Below are 16,733 nucleotides of genomic sequence, written 5' to 3'. Positions count from 1 at the left end.
GCGGGAGCGGTTTGCAGCGCGGCCACGGCATCCTCGGGGCGCAGCGTCAGCAGGCTGTTGTCAAAGCAGCGCGCGACGTCGGGCCCCGGCAGGCGGGCCATGTCGCCGCGCCACACCAGCTTGAGGCCGCGCTGGTGCGCCGCCTTCACGCGGCTGAAGATGGTGTTGTCGGACAGCCAGTCGCCCCGCACCTCGATCCACGGCGAGCCGCGCGGTGCTTCATCCAGCAGAGTGCACAAAAGCTGGCGTGTTTGCGCAGACAGCAGCAACGGCGGCGAACTGGCAGTCCAGAGTTCTTGCACCGTGCGCAGCAGGTGGGCGGCATCCACCACCGTGGCGGTTTCGTTCTGGGCGTAGAGCTGGATGCCCGCAAGTTGGCGGGCCCGGTTCCACAAAGGGCGGTAGCCAAGAATCAGGCTGCCGAGGACGGATTGGACCATGGGCGTTGATGCGAGAGGACAGCGGGGCCGGATCCTGGCGACGGAGGCCAACCTCCGTCGAGCGAACAGGGTTAACTGATGAAGTTGAACAAGGACAGCTTCTGAACCGAGGCATAGGATTTGAGGGCTGCCTCGTATCCCGTCTGCTGGTTCTGGAAGTCCGATATGCCCCTGATCATATCGAGATCCTCGGCGCGCGAGCGGTCGTCTTCCAGATGCACGGCGCGCGTGTCCAGGTCCCCTTCAATGCGGTCGGCCCGGTTGAGCAGATCGCCCGCCATGCCACGCGATGCCTGCAGCCGGTTCATGGCCGCATCGATCTCGTTCAGCCCCCGGCCGATGCCGTGCGTGAGGCTGCCCGAGTTGGTGCTGCCGTCGGGGTTGCGTGCATCGCGGATGGCGCCAATGGCGTTCTCCAGCACGGCGAACACATTCGATGGCTGGCTGGGTTTCACGTCAAAACTGTCGTTAGCTGCGGGTGCGCCGGTGATCTTCAGTGACATGCCGTCGAACGCGATGGTGGTGGGCGTTGTGTAGGGCTGGCCCGACAGCAAGGTGGCCGATGTCGTGGTGTTCGTGACATCGTAGGTGGTCACGCCACCCACCACCGAGAACGTGATGCGGTAGTCGTTGCCGGTCAGCGCCGAAGGATCGGTCACCTGCCCCACATCGGCCCAGACATTGCCCGTGTTGGTGGCGCTGCGCGCCACCTCGAACACCCCGTTGCCCGTCGGCACGCTCATCCAGGCAGCATCGCCATCGAGCACCTTGGCAATCTGCGTGTTGCCGCTGGCATGCTGCCCCGGCAGGCCGGCAAAGTTGACCGTGGTGGCCGTGCCGGTAAAGGGCGCCTCGGCGCTGCCCAGCGCCTGGAACAGTGGCTGGCCGTTGGCGTCCTTGCTGTTGGCATAGCCCAGAATCTGGTCGCGCAGGCCCACGAGCTGCTGAACGATGGCATCGCGCTCGGTCTGGGTGTATGCGCCGTTGCCGGCGCTCACCACCAGTTGGCGAAATTCCTGCATGGCATCGCCAGCTGCTCCCAGTGCCGATTCCGCCAGCATCATGGTGTTGCGCTGCATGTCCAGCGCGCGCAAGTCGGTCTCATTGCGAGACAGCCGCGTGAGCGCCCGCTCAGCCTGCGCAGCGGCCACCGGGTCGTCGCTGGCCCGCACCACGCGCTTGCCCGAGGTGAGGTTTTCCTGCAGATTGGACAGGGACGTCTGGCGCTGACCGATGTTGCGCACGGCAACGTCGTACTGGTTGGCTGTGCTCAGTCGGTAAAGAGCGTTGCTCATGATGGACTCCGTTCAGGTCTGGAACCGGCGCCTAGCGGCCCAGCCCCTGGATCAGCGTGTCAAAGATATTCTGTGCGATCTGGATCATCTTGGCCGAGGCCTGGTAGGCCTGCTGGTACTGGATCAGGCGTGCCGCTTCTTCGTCCAGATTGACGCCCGAGACGGCCGTGCGGTCGCGCTCCAGATTGGCCGCGATGGAGGAGGACAGCTCGGCCGCAAACTGCGCGCTTTGCGTGCGCGTGCCCACCTGCGCCATGGCGCTGGCAAAGCCATCGGACAGCGTGGCGCCGTCGAACATCGGCACGTCGCGCAGGGCCATCAGTGCGCTGGCGTTGCCGGTGTCGCGTTGGTACCAGTCGCCGTATTGGGGATCGGTGGCGTTGCCTACTGTGACGGTGTCGTTGTCCTTGGGCGAACCGCTGAGCGTGATTTCCCAGCCGTCGATGGAAATTTTTTCGCCGGAAACATAGTTGCCGGAAACAATGGTTGGGGGCGCACCGGGAAGCGATGCTGAATATGTGGCAGGCGATCCTGCTTGGAAGGTAATCGTTACAGGACTTCCCGTTGCAGGTTGCGTGATCGGGCCGGTTGCCTTCAGCGAAACCAACTGAAGCGAACCCATATTCGCTGGTCCCATGGCCGCATTGACCGGATTGGCCGCCGCCAAATTCACTGGCGAGTACTGCACCGCCTTCAGTTCCGCTGCAGAACCCTGCAGTGGGTTGATCATGAACTGGTCGCCAGCGACTGGAGCGTTGGGTGGGGCTGTCGGGACGACGCTTAACCCCTGCGTCGAGAAAAAATCTGCCATCGTCGTCGTGTTCGGCGGAGATGGAGTCGAGTCGTCGAAGCTGAAAACCTTGCCGTCCGATTGGCGTGTGATCGAACCTGTGTCGGCGGTCGTGAAGCTGATGGTGTAGCTCGATGCCTGCAGCGCCGTGGGGTCCGTCACCGTCAACGCCATAGTGGTGGCAGCTGTCGAGGTGTTGAAGTTGCTGCGCACCGCATTGCCCAGGCTGATCGGCGCGAACAGGTTTTCCCCTGGCTTGCCATCCAGCGTCAGCCCCAGCTTGTTCTGCGAATTCATGGTTTCGCTGATAGCCACCGCCATGCGCCCCAGCAGATTGCGCCCCTCGGCCAGGTCGTTGTTCTGAAAGCGCAGCAAGCCTGCCACCTGGCCGCCGCCGAGCATGCTTTCGTTGAGTTCCACCTTGGTGCTGGAGCCCGGCTGCTGGAAGTTCAGCACCTTCTTGCCGCTGCCCGCGCCAAAGTCGGCCGGGTCGTCGATCGACAGCGTGGCTGCCTTGCTGCCCAGCACCAGCGGCTGGCTGCCGGCCACGAACACGCTCACGGTGCCGTCATCGGCGGCCACTTGCGAGGTCTGGATGTGCTGGTTGAGCTCGCGGATCAGCTGGTCGCGCTGGTCTAGCAGGTCGTTGGCGGGCTGGCCGTTGCCCTGGGCGCGGGCAATTTGCTCGTTCACGCCGGCAATGTTCTTGGCCAGGCTGTTGACCGTGAGCATGCTGCCTTTGAGCTGCTCGGCCACGGTGTAGCCGATTTCGTCCAGGCGCTGCGAGGCATCGCGCATGCGCGCCGCCGTTTCGTCCATGCGCGTCAGGGCCACGCTGCGCGCGGTGAGGTCGGTGGGGGCGCTCACCACATCCGAAAGCGCGTTCATCATGTCGTTGATCGAGGCACCGATGCCGCTGGTGCCGCCGCTGAAAACCTCCTGCAGCTGGCGCAGTCGGTCCATGCGCGCCGTGTCGCCTGCATCCACCGCAGAGGCCGCCGTGGACTGGCGCGTGAGCAGTTCGCTGTGGTTGCGCTGGATGGTCTGCACATCCACGCCCTTGCCGATGTAGCCACCCCCGGTGAACTGGCCCTGCACGGTCTGCAGCACCACGCTCTGGCGCGAATAGCCGGGCGTGCTGACGTTGGCAATGTTGTGGCCTGCGGTCTGCAGGGCCGCCTGGTTGGCCAGAAGGGCGCGGGCGCCGACGTTGAGCAGACTCATGGCTTACCTCGGTTCTTCTCGTCCATCACGCCTGGGCACGTTGCACGCGCAGCGCACTGTTGATGGCTCCGCTGAGCTTTCTGGCGTATTCGGGGTCAGTGGCGTAACCGGCCTTCTGCAGTTCTGCCGCATAGGCCACGGCCGAGCCGGTCCGGGCGGTGGCCTGGGCTTTTTCGTAGCGCGGGCTGTCGGTGATCAGGCGGGCGTAGTCGCGAAACGAGTCTTCGTACGAGTCGTAGGCGCGGAACCTTGCAGTCACCTTCTGGGCCTTGCCGTTGATGTATTCGGTGGTGGTGATTTCGGCCACCTTGCCGGTCCAGCCCTTGCCGGCCTTGATGCCGAACAGGTTGAACGAGCTGGAGCCGTCGGCATTCTTGATCTCGCTCTTGCCCCAGCCGGTTTCATGGCCGGCCTGGCCCAGCATGAAGCTGGCCGGAATGCCGCTGTCTTGTGCCACGCGCTCGGCGGTGGCGCTGAGCGACTGCACGAAACCGTCGCGTCCCTTGGGCACCGGGCCCGTGGCCACGGGGGCGGTGGTCGTTGCGTTGCGCGATGTCACGCCGGGCAGGCTGAGGGTGGATGGCACGGAGATGCTGGTGTCGGCCCCGCCCATCTGGCGCGAAAGCTGGCGCGCAATGGCTTCGGACAGGCCACCGGGCACGCCCGACATGCTGACCGACAGCTGCTGGTCCAGCAGGTCGGTTCCCAGGTCGCCCTGGGCGCCGTCCATCAGGCCGGATTTCATGGTGGCCTCGCGCATGCTCTTGATCAGCTCGCGCATGAACAGCGATTCAAACTGCTTGGCGGCTTCCTTGGCGGCCTGCGGGCTGTTTTGCCCGGCCTCGTATTTCAGGGCGTTGAGCGAGCGCGCATCGGCCGCCAGCGCGTTGGAGGCGATGGCGCTGGTGGAAGTGGGCAGGGTCAAGGCCATGGTTGCTTCACTCCTTGTGCATGGCGCGCTGGGCGCTGGTGGGGCAAGCCATGGTCAGATCACTTCCAGCTCGGCATTCAGGGCGCCGGCCGCCTTGATGGCTTGCAGGATGGCCAGCAGATCCTGCGGCGTCGCGCCCAAGGAGTTCAGGGCCTTGACCACATCGGCCAGCTGGGGCGATGCCGGCATCTGGATGATGTTGCCAGGCTCCTGCTTGATGCTGATGTCGCTCTTTTGCGCCACAACGGTCTGACCCTGCGACAGCGGGTTGGGCTGGCTGATGACGGGGGTGCTGGCGATGGTGATCGACAGGTTGCCGTGCGCGATGGCGCAAGGCCCCAGTGTCACGGCCTGGTTCAACACAATGGAGCCCGTGCGCGCATTGATGACGACCTTGGCGGCAGGGGAGGTGTTGGGCAGTTGCAGCTCCTCCAGCTCGGCAATGAAGTTCACGCGTGCGCCCGGGTCTTGCGGTGCCTGCACCCGCACCGTGCGGCCATCGATGGCCGTGGCCGTGCCGTTGCCCTGGTGGGCGTTGATGGCCTGCGCAACCTTGCGCGCGGTCTGGAAGTCTGAGGCGTCCAGGCCCAGGGTGATGGTGTTGCCCTCGTGCAGCGGCGTCGGAACCGAGCGCTCGACCTGCGCGCCATCGGGAATACGGCCCGCGCTCAGGTGGTTGACCTGCACCTTGCTGCCACCGCTGCTCGCGCCCGCGCCGGCCACCACCACATTGCCTTGGGCCAGTGCGTAGATTTCGCCGTCGGCGCCACGCAGTGGCGCCGCAATCAGCGTGCCGCCCTTGAGCGAGCGGGCGTTGCCAATCGACGAGACGGCCACGTCAATGCTTTGCCCGGGCTGTGCAAACGCCGGCAACTGGGCCGTGATGACCACTGTGGCCACGTTCTTGAGCTTCGGGGCACTCGTGCCCGGCGGCAGGCTGATGCCCATTTGCTGCAGGTAGTTGGCCATCGCCTGCGCTGTAAAGGGCATCTGCGTGGACTGGTCACCCGTGCCGTCCAGCCCCACCACCAGGCCGTAGCCCGACAGTTGGTTGCTGCGCACGCCCTGCACGGACGCCACTTCCTTGATGCGCAAGGCATGGGCAGGCGCCACGAGTCCCGTGACGGACACGGCCAGCACCAGCCACAGCGCGCGTGTCTGCAGCCATGCAAAGCGAGGGAGGGGCAAGGTCTTCATGGCACCCATTGTGGCGTGCCACCCGGCCGGCAAAGAGGGGAAAAGAGCGTGCTTCTGCCGCCTTATTGCCGGTGTTCGCCCCCGGTTTGTGCGGGGAGGCGGGGGTAATAAAAATATGGGTCAAATATGGCCCTAGCCCTTTACAGTAAAGCGCTAACAGCTATTATTTTTGACTAACTACCGGCGTGCTCGCCTTACCTGCGCACCCTGGCCGCCCTGGTGTCCACCGGGTTGCGTATGCAGTAGTAGTGGCCATTGGGCACGCTGGCAATGTGGTTGGCGCGCACCTTGTCTGCCAGCGCCTGTGCCGTGTCGTACAGACCCGACTGGATGTGGTAGACGCCGGTGGGCCGCAGCGCCACGCCGCCGCCATAAAAACCCGATGCCTCGGCCGTCTCCAGCTCCCCTGCCGTGGGCAGGGCCGCGTTCTGCGACTGGCAGTAGCGCTGCGCCGCCTCGCGCGAGACCAGCTGATCGGCGTGTCCCGGCGCGGCCATTAGCCATTCCCGTGCGGCCAGCGGGTTCTGGTGCTGAGAAAAGCGCGTGCCCTGAAAGTAATCAAAGATGTCGCGCGCCAGCGCATCCGCCAGCGTGGGCGCGGGCACCGTCACGGTGAAGCTTTGCGATTCGCCACTGCCCAGCTTGACCAGCGTGGCGGTGGCCTGCACCAGCGAACCCTCCAGCCGTGTGTAGGTGATGTAGGCCACCAGTGCCACCCGGCTGGCCTTGGCCCTGAGGGCGCCCAGCGCTTTGGCGTCGGCCGCAGAGGCGCGCTGCAATTCCTCGGGCGTGATGCCGGCAAACTCGAAGCGCAGCTTGGGCGATCGGGTGTTGATGCGCCTTGCCTGCCGGTCCAGCTCGCCAATCAACTGGGTGTTGAGCGTGCGCCCCAGCTGGGCCAGCGCCGTGCGCTCGTGGTGGGCCTGCAGACTGTCCACGGCCTGCAGTGCGGCAAGCACCGTGGCCGGATCACCCTTGCCGGTATGCAGGTCTGCAAACAGCTTGCGGTCGTGTTCGTAGTCGCCCAGATCGGTGGCCCGCACAACCGGAATATTGGGCCAGACCAGAAAGGGTTGACCCACCGGGTCGCGGAAATCGGAAGCGCCCGCGAGGCCGCAACACAGCACCAGGACCAGGGCCCCCGCGCGGTGAAGCAGTGTGCGCAGGGTGGAGATATAGAAGATAGGCGCGTGCATGGGCGCGTTGCAAGCCTGTGTCAGAACGGCGTGACCGTGTTGAACGCCCGTGCCAGCCAGCCCATGGCCTGCGCCTCGGCCTGCTCGCCAAGGCCGCGCGAGATCACACGCACGTTGGCCACATATTGCGAATCGATGAGGCTGCCGGGCTGCAGACGCCGCGGATCAACGATGCCCGAAAAGCGCAGCACGTCCACGCTGCGGTTCACCCCCACCTGTTTTTCGCCCGCAATGACGAGGTGCCCGTTGGGCAGCACGTCGGTGACGATGGCAGTGATATTGCTCTTGAACTGGTTCTTGGCCAGGGTGTCACCCTTGCCCTCGAAGGTGTTTTCATAGCCGGCGCCGATGGCCGTTTTGCCGGCCAGCTTGGCTGCCAGACTGCTCGAAACAAGTGGCAGCGCCGTGATGCGGCCCTCGGTGTTGGAAGACCGGCCTACGTTCGACGTGCTGTTTTGCTTGGCGTCGATTTCTTCTTTGATCGTGATCGTTACCAGATCGCCGACCAGGCGTGCGCGCTGGTCTTCAAACGCGGGTCGAAAGCTGGCGGCATGAAACAGGCTGCCTGTGGCAGGGCCGGCGGGCCGGGGCATGGTGGCCACCGGTGGCAGTGTGGTGGGCAACACGTCCACGGGCGGTGGCGGGTTGATGTTGGCGCAGCCCGTGGCGAGCACGGCGAGGGCGGCGCAGCCCATCAGGCGCAGGAGGGTGTTCATGGCGGTGCTCCTCACATTTGCGCCAGTTTGGCCAGCATCTGGTCCGAGGTCTGGATGGCTTTGGAGTTCATCTCGTAGGCGCGCTGGGTCTGGATCATGTTCACCAGTTCTTCCACCACGTTGACGTTCGAAGTCTCCAGAAAGCCCTGTCGCACGATGCCCAGGCCGTTGGTACCGGGCGTGCCCTGCTGGGGAGCGCCGGACGCAGCCGACTCCTTGAACATGTTCTGGCCCATCGGCTCCAGGCCGGCAGAGTTGACGAAGCTGGACATCGACAGCGAGCCCAGCGGCTGCGGTGCGGTGGCGCCCGTCACGAGGGCGCTCACCACGCCATCTTCGCTGATGCTGATGCTTTTCGTGCCCGCGGGCACTGTGATGCCCGGGGCCACGGGCAGACCGCTGGAGGTGACCACGCGGCCCTGAGCGTCGAGCTGGAACGAACCGTCCCGTGTGTAGCCCGTGGTGCCATCGGGCAAAGTGACCTCGAAGAAACCGTCGCCATTGATGGCCACATCGAGGTTGTTGCCCGACTGCTGCAGGCCGCCCTGCGTGAAGTTGCGGCTGGTAGCCACCACGTTCACGCCCAGGCCCAGATGCAGGCCCGTAGGAAGCTGGTTTTCCTCGGTGGTCTGGGCGCCAACCTGGCGCAGGTTCTGATAGATCAGGTCCTGAAACTCGGCACGGTTGCGCTTGAAGCCAGTGGTGGAGACGTTGGCGAGGTTGTGCGAGATCACGTCCAGCTGGGTTTGCTGGGCGGTCATGCCGGTCTTGGCGATCCACAGTGAATTCATCATGGCGGTTGTCCTTTTCTTCAGCCGTTGAGGCTCAGTAGCTGGCCTGCGGCCTTGTCATCACTCTCGGCGGTTTGCAGCAGCTTCATTTGCTGCTCGAACTGGCGGGACGCGGCAATCATGCCCACCATGCATTCGACCGCGTTCACGTTGGAGCCCTCCAGCGCACCGGCCAGCATTTGCGCGTTGGGGTCGGCCGGCAGGGCGTCACCGTTGGCGGCGCGGAACAGGCCGTCGTCGCCCCGTCGCACCGGGTTGTCGGCGGTGGCCGTGGCAAGTTTGAGGCGGGCCACGGGAACCGGTGGCTCGTTGCCCGTCTTGGCCGTGACCGTGCCATCCGCACCCAGGGAAATGGTGGCGTTGGGCGGAATATCGATGGGCGCACCGCCATCCGACAGCACCGGCAGTCCGGTGGGGGTGACCAGTTGCCCGCCCTGGGAGACCTGGAAATGGCCTGCGCGGGTGTAGGTCTCGGTGCCATCGAGCCCTTGCACGGCGAACCAGGCATTGCCCTTGGCCATGGCATCCAGGTTGCGCCCCGTGGTTTGCGCGGGGCCGGACGCCGTGACGTGGCCAGACGTGGCCTCCAGCGCGAACACGCGCGTGGTAGACCCGTCGCCCTGCAGTGGCACCGAGCGGAAGGTGGACATTTCGGCACGGAACCCGGTGGTGGATGCGTTCGCCAGGTTGTTGGCCAGCACCGCCTGCCGGTGCGCGGCGGCGTTGGCGCCCGTCATGGAGGTGTAGATGATGCGGTCCATGGTCCTGCTTTCCTTTCAGTGTTTCACCGAGTCGCACTGCGCCTGCGGCGCCAGAAACTGGCGCGCCCAGGGCCAGGGCAGCCGCGCAAGGGCCGCCCCGCCGCGCTGGCTGCGTCCCCTCGCCCGCAGCGCGCAGCGTTGCGAGAGCGGGGGGAAGGCGCGCAGCGCCACAGGGGGGTGTTGCTTCATCTCAGGTTCACCAGGGTCGACATCACCTGGTCTTGCGTCTTGATGGTCTGGGCGTTGGCCTGGTAGGCGCGCTGGGCGGTCATCATGTTGACCAGCTCGGCGGTCAGATCGACGTTCGAGTCTTCCAGCGCCCCCGAGCGCAGGGCGCCAAAGTTGCCGTCGCCGGGCTTGCCCATGACGGCCGGGCCGGAGTCGAACGACTCCACCCAGTTGTTGCCGCCCACGGCCAGCAGGCCCTGCGGGTTGCGGAAGTTGGCCAGCGCCACCTGCGCCTCGGCACGGGTCACGCCATTGGAGTAGGCGGCCATGACCATGCCGTTGTTGGCGATGCTGATGCTCGTGAGGTCGCCCGAGGCATAGCCGTCTTGCGAGAGGTCGGCCACGGCGAATTCGCTGCCGAGCTGGGTGACGGTCGAGAGATCAATGGTCACATCCCACGGCGCGGGTGGATTGTTGGGGTTGACCGCGGACGGATCGACGTTCACCGTCAGGGGTGAGGGTGTGGAACTGACGTACTTGCCATTGCCGTCAAAGGTGATGGTGCCCCGGGGGGCAGCAGTGGTGTCGAGCGTGTCATACACATTCCACTGGTTGGCGTCGGCCTTTTGAAAATAGATGCTGACTGGCACAGGCACGCCTTGTGTGTCATACACGTTGATGGAGGTGCCGTAGGTGGAACGATCCGCAGGGGCGACGGCGGCAACGGCTGGCGGGCCTACTTTTGCAGGGTTGCCAGTAGCGCGTGCGTCCAGGTTGAGCACCGCAGTGATGCCGGCGGTGGCTTTAGCCTCGATGGGTGCGCCCGTCGGGAAACTTAGCGGTTGCGCCTCGGAGGTGCTGAGCCCCGTAGCAGGATCGATCTTGAAGCCCATCACCTGCGCACCACCGGTGGTAACCAGATCACCCGTCTTGTCTATTTTGAAGTTGCCGGCGCGCGTGTAGGCGGCCGAGCCATCGGGCTGCTGCACCTTGAAAAAGCCGTTGCCGTTGATCGCCACATCGAGGTTGTTGCCCGACACGGTGACATTGCCCTGTGAGAACTGCTGGGCCACGGTGGCCGCTTCCACGCCAATGCCGTAGTCGCCGCCGCCGCCGGAGCCCATGGAGGATGCCACCAGGTCTGCGAATTCAGTGCGCGAGGATTTGAAACCGGTGGTGCTGGCGTTGGCAATGTTGTGGCCAATGACGTCCAGGTTTTTGCTGGCAGCGTTCAGTCCCGAGAGGGCGTGTTGGAAAGCCATGGTGTGTGCTCCTGATGAATCTTGAAATTACAGAATGGCTTTGATGCCTGCCTGGGTGGTCGTGCCGCCGCGCGACAGCTGCAGTTGCAGGCTGCCGCTGTCCATGCTCACGGCAGTGACCTTGTCCATCATCAATGCTGTGGATGCCACGTTGGTCTCGCCATTGGCTGCCAGCACCTTGAAGCGCGGTGCACTGTCGCCCTGGTAGGCGGATGCGTCCCAGGCAAAGTTGAAGCGGCCCGCGGGCAGTGCGCCCATGTCGACCGTGCCCACCTCTTTGCCGGCGGCGTCGAGCACCTGGATCTTCACGCTGGCGGCTGATCCGGCGAGGTCGAAGGCGCCGGTGGCCTGGCCGCTCTCGCTGTCCACGGACAGGGTGTCGCCTTGTGCCAGCACCTGGCGACCCACCATGGCGCTGCCCTGCAGCATCTGCTGGGCCGAAAACTGGTTGACCAGTCCGGCGACGGTGTCGTTGAGCTGCTGGATGCCGGTCACCGTGTTGATCTGCGCAATTTGCGAAGTCATCTGCGCGTTGTCCATCGGGTTCATGGGGTCCTGGTTGTTGAGCTGGGCCACCAGAAGTTTCAGAAACCGATCCTGGGCGGCTGCGGGGTCGGTTGCGGCGTCGGTGGGGGTCGCCGTGGTGCCCAAGGCCGAAGAGCCCGACGTGGCGGAGGTGGCGGAGGTGGTGCTGGTGATCATGGTGGCTTGTCCTGAAAATTACTGGCCCATCTGCAGGGTCTTGAGCAGTAGCGACTTGGCCGTGTTCATCACCTCGACGTTGTTCTGGTAAGAGCGCGAGGCGGAAATCATGTTCACCATTTCCTCCACGGCGTTGACGTTGGAATGGGTCACGTAACCCTGCGCATCGGCGGACGGGTGGCCCGGGTCGTGGATGCGCCGCCCCGGCGTGGTGGTTTCGTTGATGGCGCTCACGCGCACCCCGGCAGAGCTGTCTGCACCCATGGGCGTGGTCTGGAAAACCACCTGGCGCGCCTTGTAGGCCTGGCCGTCCGGCCCCGCCACGGCATCCACGTTGGCCAGGTTGCTGGCCACGACGTTGAGTCGCTGTGACTGGGCGCTGATGGCGCTGCCTGAAACACTGAAGATGGAGAACATGGACATGGTGGTTTCCCTTTTGCTGCGCGGCCGGGCTTATTGCCCCTGGATGGCGCTGAGCATGGTCTTGGACTGCCCGTTGATGAAGCGCAGCGTGGCCTCGTAACGCACGGCGTTGTCCACGAAGTTGGCGCGCTCGCGGTCGAGGTCCACAGTGTTGTTGTCCAGGCTGGGCTGGGTTTGCATGGCGTACCCCAGCGTGCTTTGTAATCCGGCACCAGCGCCTGAGGCGGGCAGCGGAATGTGGCGCGCGTCGGTGGTGCCGGAAGCCCCTGCGCCACCGCTGGCCAGGCGGGCTGCGCTGTTGCCTGCGGAAGAGCCAGTGGCGTCACGCATGGCCTGGGCAAAGTTGAAGTCGCGGGCCACGTACCCGGGCGTGTCGGCATTGGCAATGTTGCTGGCGATGGCGCGCTGGCGCTCGGCACGCAGCAAAAGTGCGTTGCCGTGAAAGTCCAGCCGGTTGGTCATCTTGTCAAGCATGTGTGCCTCACACTCTGGGTTGCAGTGGCGCCGGGCCCTGGAGAGGGTTTCCGGCGTGGCTTGATTATGGAAATCACCGGATTTTTCTAAAGCGCGAAGAACGCGGACATTGGCGTGCAGTTTTCAGGTTCATCCTGCCAAGGTCTGCCTATAGTTGCAGCGGTGAAATGGTCTGCCCGGTGGCTGGCAGCCCATCTGCCCAGGAGATTGCCGTGCTGCCCCTTAATCCCTCTCCCCACTTGCTGCGGGTGTTCCTGCCGCTGTTGCGGCGTACCGCTTTGCGTGCGACGCTGGTGCTGGCGGGTTTGGGGTCGGCAATGTACGGCGGTCCGTTGCTGGCACAGGCTGTGACGGACCCCGCCGCTGATCTGGGGCCGCTGACGCAGCGCTGGCTGGACGATGCGCTGGCGCGCAACCAGCCTGGCGGCTTGCCCTTGCGCATGGAAGTCAGCGTGGGCCAGCTCGATAGCCGGCTGCGCCTGGCGCCCTGCGCCCGTGTGGAGCCCTACTTGCCGGCGGGCTCACGCCTTTGGGGGCGCACGCGCCTGGGGCTGCGCTGTGTGGAAGGGGCCGCAGCCTGGAATGTTTTTCTGCCGGTGAGCATCAAGGCCTTTGGCCCGGCCTGGGTGCTCAACAGCAATGTGGCGTCCGGAGCCGAGCTGACTGCGGCAGATGCCAGCGAAGCCGAGGTGGACTGGGCTGCTGAAGCCGCGCCCGTTCTGGCCAACCCCGACCAATGGGTCGGGCAGGTGGCGTCCCGCCAGTTGATGGCGGGGCAAGCGGTGCGCCAGTCCATGGTGCGGGCGCCCAGCGTCTTCCGAGCGGGTGCGCAGGTGCGGGTGGTGGCCCAAGGCCCGGGTTATGCGGTGACCTCATCGGGCCAGGCCATGTCGAACGGAGCCGTGGGACAGACTGTCCGCGTCCGCATGGGTAATGGGCGGTTAGTCTCAGGCATTGTGAATGATGACGGGACGATCAATGCATCTCTTTGATGTGTCTTTGGCCAGAAATGGCTAAAGTCTCACTCAAATGGGTCGAAAACATTGCTACTGTGCCCCACATCAAGCGGGGTGGTGGAGAGAGCGATGAAAATTGGTCAAAAACCGGAACTCCCGGGCGCACTAGCGCAGACAGGGCTGTCCAAACAAGCAAAAGCCCCAGCCGTGGCAGAAGAGTCGGCAAAAAGCGCGGTTTCCGCGTCGGCCGCTGGCGTGCCTGTAACGGTTTCCACGAGCGCTCGAACCCTTGCACAAACTGCGCGAAGCGTGGGAGATTTTGACGCGGGCCGGGTCAAGGCTGTGAAAGCTGCCATCGATCAAGGCACCTTCACCGTGGATGCCGAGGCCATTGCCGACAAAATGCTGTCCAACGCCCAGGAAATTTTCTCCCGCTCCCGCGGCTAACCCGTTTTTCATCCTTAGCGCTTTCACCCGCACACAGGCACCATGCAGCTGGAAGACGCACTCTCCGCAGTTGAAAAACATCTGGATGGCGTTTCTGCAGCGCTGTTGGCTGCAGACCCGCAAGCGCTGGAGTTGGGCAGCGCCCAACTGCGCAACGCATCCGCGCAGCTTTCACAGGTCATGGCGCAGATTCAACGGCAGGGTGCCCTGCCTGCCGCCATGCAAAAGCGTCTGCAGGCCGTCGGCGCCATGCTGGCTGTCCAGCGTGAAAGCCTGGCCCGTCTGGCGGCCATTACCGACAGGCAAGTCGCAGGATTGTTGCCTCCCGCAGATGCGGCTGCCACCTATGGCCGCGCGATGGGGGGGCGCAACGCGGGAAGCGTGGCCCGTATTTACCGGTCTGCCAGCTGAAAAGTCGCACAAAAAGTGCATGCGGCGCAATGAGCGCCACAACCCCTTCCATCGAAATTCCAGCGCTCAGTGGCTGCGCATTTTGGCGCGAAGACGGGCAATCGACTGGCTGTGCAGCTGGCACACCCGTGATTCCGTGACACCCAGCACCGCCGCAATTTCTTTCAGGTTCATGTCATGCTCGTAATACATGCCCATGATGTGCTGTTCGCGCTCGGGCAGGCTCTGGATGGCCTGGACCAGGGAAGAACGAAGGCGGTGGTCGCGCAATAGTTCGAGAGGGTCGGCGTCGCTGTCGGCCGCGTGGCGGTCCAGAAAGCCATCCTCGTCATCATTGCCGTGGGTCATGTCTTCCAGATACACCAACTGGGTGCCGCGCACCTTGCCGAGCAGGCTCTGGTATTCGGCCAGGGCCATGCCCATGTCGGCGGCAATTTCCGACTCCAGGGGGCTGCGGCCCAGTTTCTGTTCCAGCCGCCGTACAGCGTGCTCGATGTCCTTCTGGCTTTTGCGGGAGCTGCGGGACATCCAGTCGCCCTCGCGCAGCTCGTCCAGCATGGCGCCGCGGATGCGCTGGGTGGCAAAGGTTTCGAACTGTGCTCCTTGGGTGGCCTCGTAGCGCGAAAGCGCCTCCGCCAGGCCCATCATCCCCACCTGGATTAGGTCGTCCACCTCCACATTGGGAGGCAGCTTGGCAATCATGTGGTGAGCGATTCGTCGAACCAGCGGTATGTGCTGGCGAATCAGCGCATCACGGTCGAGCTGGCCTTTGGCGGTATACATCAGATCAGTGGCTCCGAACACCATGTGAAGGCAGGCCGGTCAGGTTGTGGATAGGCATTGCTGACATCGTTCCACCGATGGTGCCCGCGTTTTCCAGTAGTTGCAAGGCCAGGCGCTGCATATCCTGGCTATTGTGGGCGGACAGGGTGGTGGTGCGCACCCGCCCCCCCAGGTGGCGGTCTGCGCATTGCTGCAAGGTGCGCAATGCACCCGCTGCTTGGGTGCGCTCCGGTGCGCTGTTTTCCTGCAATACTGCAGCCACGGTACAAGGCAGGCCGGCATGCAGCGCGATCTGCTTGAGGGTTTGGTAGCTCGTCAGCACGCCTGCTGCTCCCGGCGGCATCATGACCAGCGGCGTGGTGGCCGTGTGCGTGAGCAGCGGGCCGAGTACGCTGGCCGGGGCGTGAAGAACCAGCAGCCCGTAGGCGCGGAAATAGGGCAGCAACCCTTGCAGCGGAGCGGTGTCGGTTGCCCGGGCGATGCGCGCCAGTTCGGGCAGGCCTTGGGCGGCAGGGATGACAGCCAGGGACGAGGCGATGTCCCCCAGGTTCAGGCTTGCGCCCTCGTGCCACGGCGCCTGGCTGAGCAGGTGGTGAAGCCCCGGAGATGCCTCTGTCTCATAGGCCGTGCCATCCAGCACCACCACCGGGTAGCCCAGGCGCTGCAGACTGGCGCACAGTTGCCAGAGCACCTCCATGCCGGTTTCCGCTTGCCCGTGGCTGGCCACGGCCAGCACGCGCAATTCGGACTGCGGTGTGAAGCTGAGCAGGCCAGCACCCTGGTGAAAGCTGACGTCAAGCATCCACAAGCCCCCGTTCGGTCATGGTGTCGGGCGAGTGTGAGAAAAAGAAGTTCAGGTCGGTCGCCTTGGGGTCGAACGCTGACTTTGTCGGCGCGCGCATCGATGTGCTGATGAGCTGGTGCGCATCGGCCGTATCCCAGTCTTCGGGAACGCGCTGGCCATTGGTGATGCCGCGCAGCACCATCTGGTGGCGGATCAGTGCATCCATGGCGGGGCCCAGCTTGACGGCCTCGTCCACCTTCGAAAGGATGGCTTGCTGCGAGCCGCTGGTCTTGAAGGCGGTGAGCACATCGTCGAGCGTGTCGCCGTGGCATCCGGCGTTCAGAACCAGCAGGCGGTTGACGTTGGGCAGGTCCAGCACGTCCAGCATGTCGCGCTTGCGCGGATCGCGCGGAGCGACGCCCGTGGTGTCGATCAGCACCATCTTCTTGCCGCTGAGCAGCCCGAGCAAATCTTGCAGCGCTGCGCGGTCGTGGGCCAGGTGGGCCACGATGCCCAGCATGCGCCCATAGGTGCGCAGTTGCTCATGGGCGCCCACGCGATAGGTGTCCAGCGTGATCAGGCCTACGCTGCCAGGGCCGTGGATGCGTGCGCAATGGGCCGCAAGCTTGGCGGTGGTGGTCGTCTTGCCCACGCCGGTGGAGCCCACCAGCGCAAAAATGCCGCCTTCTTCATACAGCGGGGGCGCGTGCATGTCGGTCTTGAGGTTGCGCTCCAGCACCTCCATGAGCCAGCGCACCGATTCAGCTGCCGACATCTCTTCGGGCATGCGCTCCAGAATGGCTCGCGCCAGTGCCGGAGAGTAGCCGGCGCGGATCATCTTGAGCATCAGATTGGACTGGATCGGGTTTTGCCGTGCCTGGCCCAGCCATGACAGGGTGTTGAACCGGTCTTCGATCAGCTCCTTCATGGAGTGCAGTTCGTTCATCAGGCTTTGCTGGCCCGCCGACGATGCGGGGGCGGC

The 16,733-nt window shown here is 64.6% G+C and carries 19 protein-coding genes and 1 pseudogene; 3 read left to right on the top strand and 17 right to left on the bottom strand.

Annotation, left to right across the window (positions count from 1 at the left end; genetic code table 11):
* The 14 genes and pseudogenes from DTW89_RS15715 to flgB form a co-directional block, all read right to left on the bottom strand.
* Positions 1–440 (bottom strand): annotated as a pseudogene (locus DTW89_RS15715) (HDOD domain-containing protein); the annotation flags it as partial.
* A 71-nt stretch (positions 441–511) separates the two neighbouring features.
* On the bottom strand, positions 512–1,735 hold the full coding sequence (gene flgL / locus DTW89_RS15710; protein ID WP_114656621.1) for a flagellar hook-associated protein FlgL: 1,224 nt from the start codon (positions 1,733–1,735) through the stop codon (positions 512–514).
* A 31-nt stretch (positions 1,736–1,766) separates the two neighbouring features.
* Complete coding sequence (gene flgK, locus DTW89_RS15705) at positions 1,767–3,749, bottom strand: flagellar hook-associated protein FlgK (RefSeq protein WP_114656620.1); 1,983 nt, start codon at positions 3,747–3,749, stop codon at positions 1,767–1,769.
* 25 nt (positions 3,750–3,774) lie between these two features.
* Positions 3,775–4,680, bottom strand: coding sequence for a flagellar assembly peptidoglycan hydrolase FlgJ (gene flgJ / locus DTW89_RS15700; protein WP_114656619.1), 906 nt, complete (start codon positions 4,678–4,680; stop codon positions 3,775–3,777).
* 54 nt (positions 4,681–4,734) lie between these two features.
* Complete coding sequence (locus tag DTW89_RS15695; protein ID WP_114656623.1) at positions 4,735–5,877, bottom strand: flagellar basal body P-ring protein FlgI; 1,143 nt, start codon at positions 5,875–5,877, stop codon at positions 4,735–4,737.
* Between the two features lie 194 nt (positions 5,878–6,071).
* Positions 6,072–7,073 carry a hypothetical protein gene (locus DTW89_RS15690; protein ID WP_114656618.1) on the bottom strand — a complete coding sequence of 334 codons (1,002 nt, stop codon included), beginning with the start codon at positions 7,071–7,073 and terminating at the stop codon, positions 6,072–6,074.
* Positions 7,074–7,093: 20 nt separating this feature from the next.
* Positions 7,094–7,789, bottom strand: coding sequence for a flagellar basal body L-ring protein FlgH (locus DTW89_RS15685; RefSeq protein ID WP_114656617.1), 696 nt, complete (start codon positions 7,787–7,789; stop codon positions 7,094–7,096).
* An 11-nt stretch (positions 7,790–7,800) separates the two neighbouring features.
* Positions 7,801–8,583: a flagellar basal-body rod protein FlgG gene (flgG, locus tag DTW89_RS15680; protein ID WP_114656616.1), complete on the bottom strand. Its 783-nt coding sequence runs from the start codon at positions 8,581–8,583 to the stop codon at positions 7,801–7,803.
* A gap of 17 nt (positions 8,584–8,600) precedes the next feature.
* On the bottom strand, positions 8,601–9,341 hold the full coding sequence (flgF, locus tag DTW89_RS15675) for a flagellar basal-body rod protein FlgF (RefSeq protein WP_114656615.1): 741 nt from the start codon (positions 9,339–9,341) through the stop codon (positions 8,601–8,603).
* A gap of 15 nt (positions 9,342–9,356) precedes the next feature.
* The gene (locus DTW89_RS15670; RefSeq protein ID WP_201741020.1) at positions 9,357–9,530 is read right to left on the bottom strand and encodes a hypothetical protein; all 174 of its coding nucleotides are present in this window, start codon (positions 9,528–9,530) and stop codon (positions 9,357–9,359) included.
* The gene (flgE, locus tag DTW89_RS15665; RefSeq protein ID WP_114656614.1) at positions 9,527–10,771 is read right to left on the bottom strand and encodes a flagellar hook protein FlgE; all 1,245 of its coding nucleotides are present in this window, start codon (positions 10,769–10,771) and stop codon (positions 9,527–9,529) included. Before flgE ends, DTW89_RS15670 begins: the two co-directional genes overlap by 4 nt.
* A gap of 27 nt (positions 10,772–10,798) precedes the next feature.
* Positions 10,799–11,473: a flagellar hook assembly protein FlgD gene (locus DTW89_RS15660; protein WP_087743600.1), complete on the bottom strand. Its 675-nt coding sequence runs from the start codon at positions 11,471–11,473 to the stop codon at positions 10,799–10,801.
* 18 nt (positions 11,474–11,491) lie between these two features.
* On the bottom strand, positions 11,492–11,896 hold the full coding sequence (gene flgC, locus DTW89_RS15655) for a flagellar basal body rod protein FlgC (protein WP_114656613.1): 405 nt from the start codon (positions 11,894–11,896) through the stop codon (positions 11,492–11,494).
* A 30-nt stretch (positions 11,897–11,926) separates the two neighbouring features.
* Entirely contained in the window at positions 11,927–12,370 is a 444-nt protein-coding gene (gene flgB, locus DTW89_RS15650; RefSeq protein WP_114656612.1) for a flagellar basal body rod protein FlgB, read from the bottom strand.
* Positions 12,371–12,687: 317 nt separating this feature from the next.
* Between flgB and flgA the strand changes: the two genes are divergently transcribed.
* From flgA to DTW89_RS15635, 3 genes are all read left to right on the top strand, one after another.
* Entirely contained in the window at positions 12,688–13,362 is a 675-nt protein-coding gene (gene flgA / locus DTW89_RS15645) for a flagellar basal body P-ring formation chaperone FlgA (protein ID WP_114656622.1), read from the top strand.
* Positions 13,363–13,455: 93 nt separating this feature from the next.
* Positions 13,456–13,773 (top strand): flagellar biosynthesis anti-sigma factor FlgM, encoded by a 318-nt coding sequence (gene flgM / locus DTW89_RS15640; protein ID WP_087743609.1) that lies wholly within the window; start codon positions 13,456–13,458, stop codon positions 13,771–13,773.
* A gap of 42 nt (positions 13,774–13,815) precedes the next feature.
* Positions 13,816–14,184: a hypothetical protein gene (locus tag DTW89_RS15635; RefSeq protein WP_087743611.1), complete on the top strand. Its 369-nt coding sequence runs from the start codon at positions 13,816–13,818 to the stop codon at positions 14,182–14,184.
* 66 nt (positions 14,185–14,250) lie between these two features.
* Here DTW89_RS15635 and DTW89_RS15630 read toward each other — a convergent pair whose 3' ends face one another.
* The 3 genes from DTW89_RS15630 to flhF all read right to left on the bottom strand — a co-directional run.
* Positions 14,251–14,967 (bottom strand): RNA polymerase sigma factor FliA, encoded by a 717-nt coding sequence (locus DTW89_RS15630; RefSeq protein WP_087748145.1) that lies wholly within the window; start codon positions 14,965–14,967, stop codon positions 14,251–14,253.
* Between the two features lie 4 nt (positions 14,968–14,971).
* Positions 14,972–15,769, bottom strand: a complete 798-nt coding sequence (locus DTW89_RS15625) for a MinD/ParA family ATP-binding protein (protein ID WP_087743613.1) — start codon at positions 15,767–15,769, stop codon at positions 14,972–14,974.
* The coding region (gene flhF / locus DTW89_RS15620; RefSeq protein WP_114656611.1) for a flagellar biosynthesis protein FlhF at positions 15,762–16,733 on the bottom strand (972 nt) is incomplete at its 5' end. The genes flhF and DTW89_RS15625, both read right to left, overlap by 8 nt.

The organism is Acidovorax sp. BoFeN1 (genome assembly GCF_003345135.1).
Taxonomy (GTDB): Bacteria; Pseudomonadota; Gammaproteobacteria; order Burkholderiales; family Burkholderiaceae_C; genus Acidovorax; species Acidovorax defluvii.
This window is presented reverse-complemented; position numbering and strand designations above follow the sequence as displayed.

Coding starts and splice junctions, on each gene's coding strand:
- flgL (WP_114656621.1), bottom strand. CDS start 1,735: ATGAGCAACGCTCTTTACCGACTGAGCACAGCCAACCAGTACGACGTT.
- flgK (WP_114656620.1), bottom strand. CDS start 3,749: ATGAGTCTGCTCAACGTCGGCGCCCGCGCCCTTCTGGCCAACCAGGCG.
- flgJ (WP_114656619.1), bottom strand. CDS start 4,680: ATGGCCTTGACCCTGCCCACTTCCACCAGCGCCATCGCCTCCAACGCG.
- DTW89_RS15695 (WP_114656623.1), bottom strand. CDS start 5,877: ATGAAGACCTTGCCCCTCCCTCGCTTTGCATGGCTGCAGACACGCGCG.
- DTW89_RS15690 (WP_114656618.1), bottom strand. CDS start 7,073: ATGCACGCGCCTATCTTCTATATCTCCACCCTGCGCACACTGCTTCAC.
- DTW89_RS15685 (WP_114656617.1), bottom strand. CDS start 7,789: ATGAACACCCTCCTGCGCCTGATGGGCTGCGCCGCCCTCGCCGTGCTC.
- flgG (WP_114656616.1), bottom strand. CDS start 8,583: ATGATGAATTCACTGTGGATCGCCAAGACCGGCATGACCGCCCAGCAA.
- flgF (WP_114656615.1), bottom strand. CDS start 9,341: ATGGACCGCATCATCTACACCTCCATGACGGGCGCCAACGCCGCCGCG.
- DTW89_RS15670 (WP_201741020.1), bottom strand. CDS start 9,530: ATGAAGCAACACCCCCCTGTGGCGCTGCGCGCCTTCCCCCCGCTCTCG.
- flgE (WP_114656614.1), bottom strand. CDS start 10,771: ATGGCTTTCCAACACGCCCTCTCGGGACTGAACGCTGCCAGCAAAAAC.
- DTW89_RS15660 (WP_087743600.1), bottom strand. CDS start 11,473: ATGATCACCAGCACCACCTCCGCCACCTCCGCCACGTCGGGCTCTTCG.
- flgC (WP_114656613.1), bottom strand. CDS start 11,896: ATGTCCATGTTCTCCATCTTCAGTGTTTCAGGCAGCGCCATCAGCGCC.
- flgB (WP_114656612.1), bottom strand. CDS start 12,370: ATGCTTGACAAGATGACCAACCGGCTGGACTTTCACGGCAACGCACTT.
- flgA (WP_114656622.1), top strand. CDS start 12,688: ATGTACGGCGGTCCGTTGCTGGCACAGGCTGTGACGGACCCCGCCGCT.
- flgM (WP_087743609.1), top strand. CDS start 13,456: ATGAAAATTGGTCAAAAACCGGAACTCCCGGGCGCACTAGCGCAGACA.
- DTW89_RS15635 (WP_087743611.1), top strand. CDS start 13,816: ATGCAGCTGGAAGACGCACTCTCCGCAGTTGAAAAACATCTGGATGGC.
- DTW89_RS15630 (WP_087748145.1), bottom strand. CDS start 14,967: ATGTATACCGCCAAAGGCCAGCTCGACCGTGATGCGCTGATTCGCCAG.
- DTW89_RS15625 (WP_087743613.1), bottom strand. CDS start 15,769: ATGCTTGACGTCAGCTTTCACCAGGGTGCTGGCCTGCTCAGCTTCACA.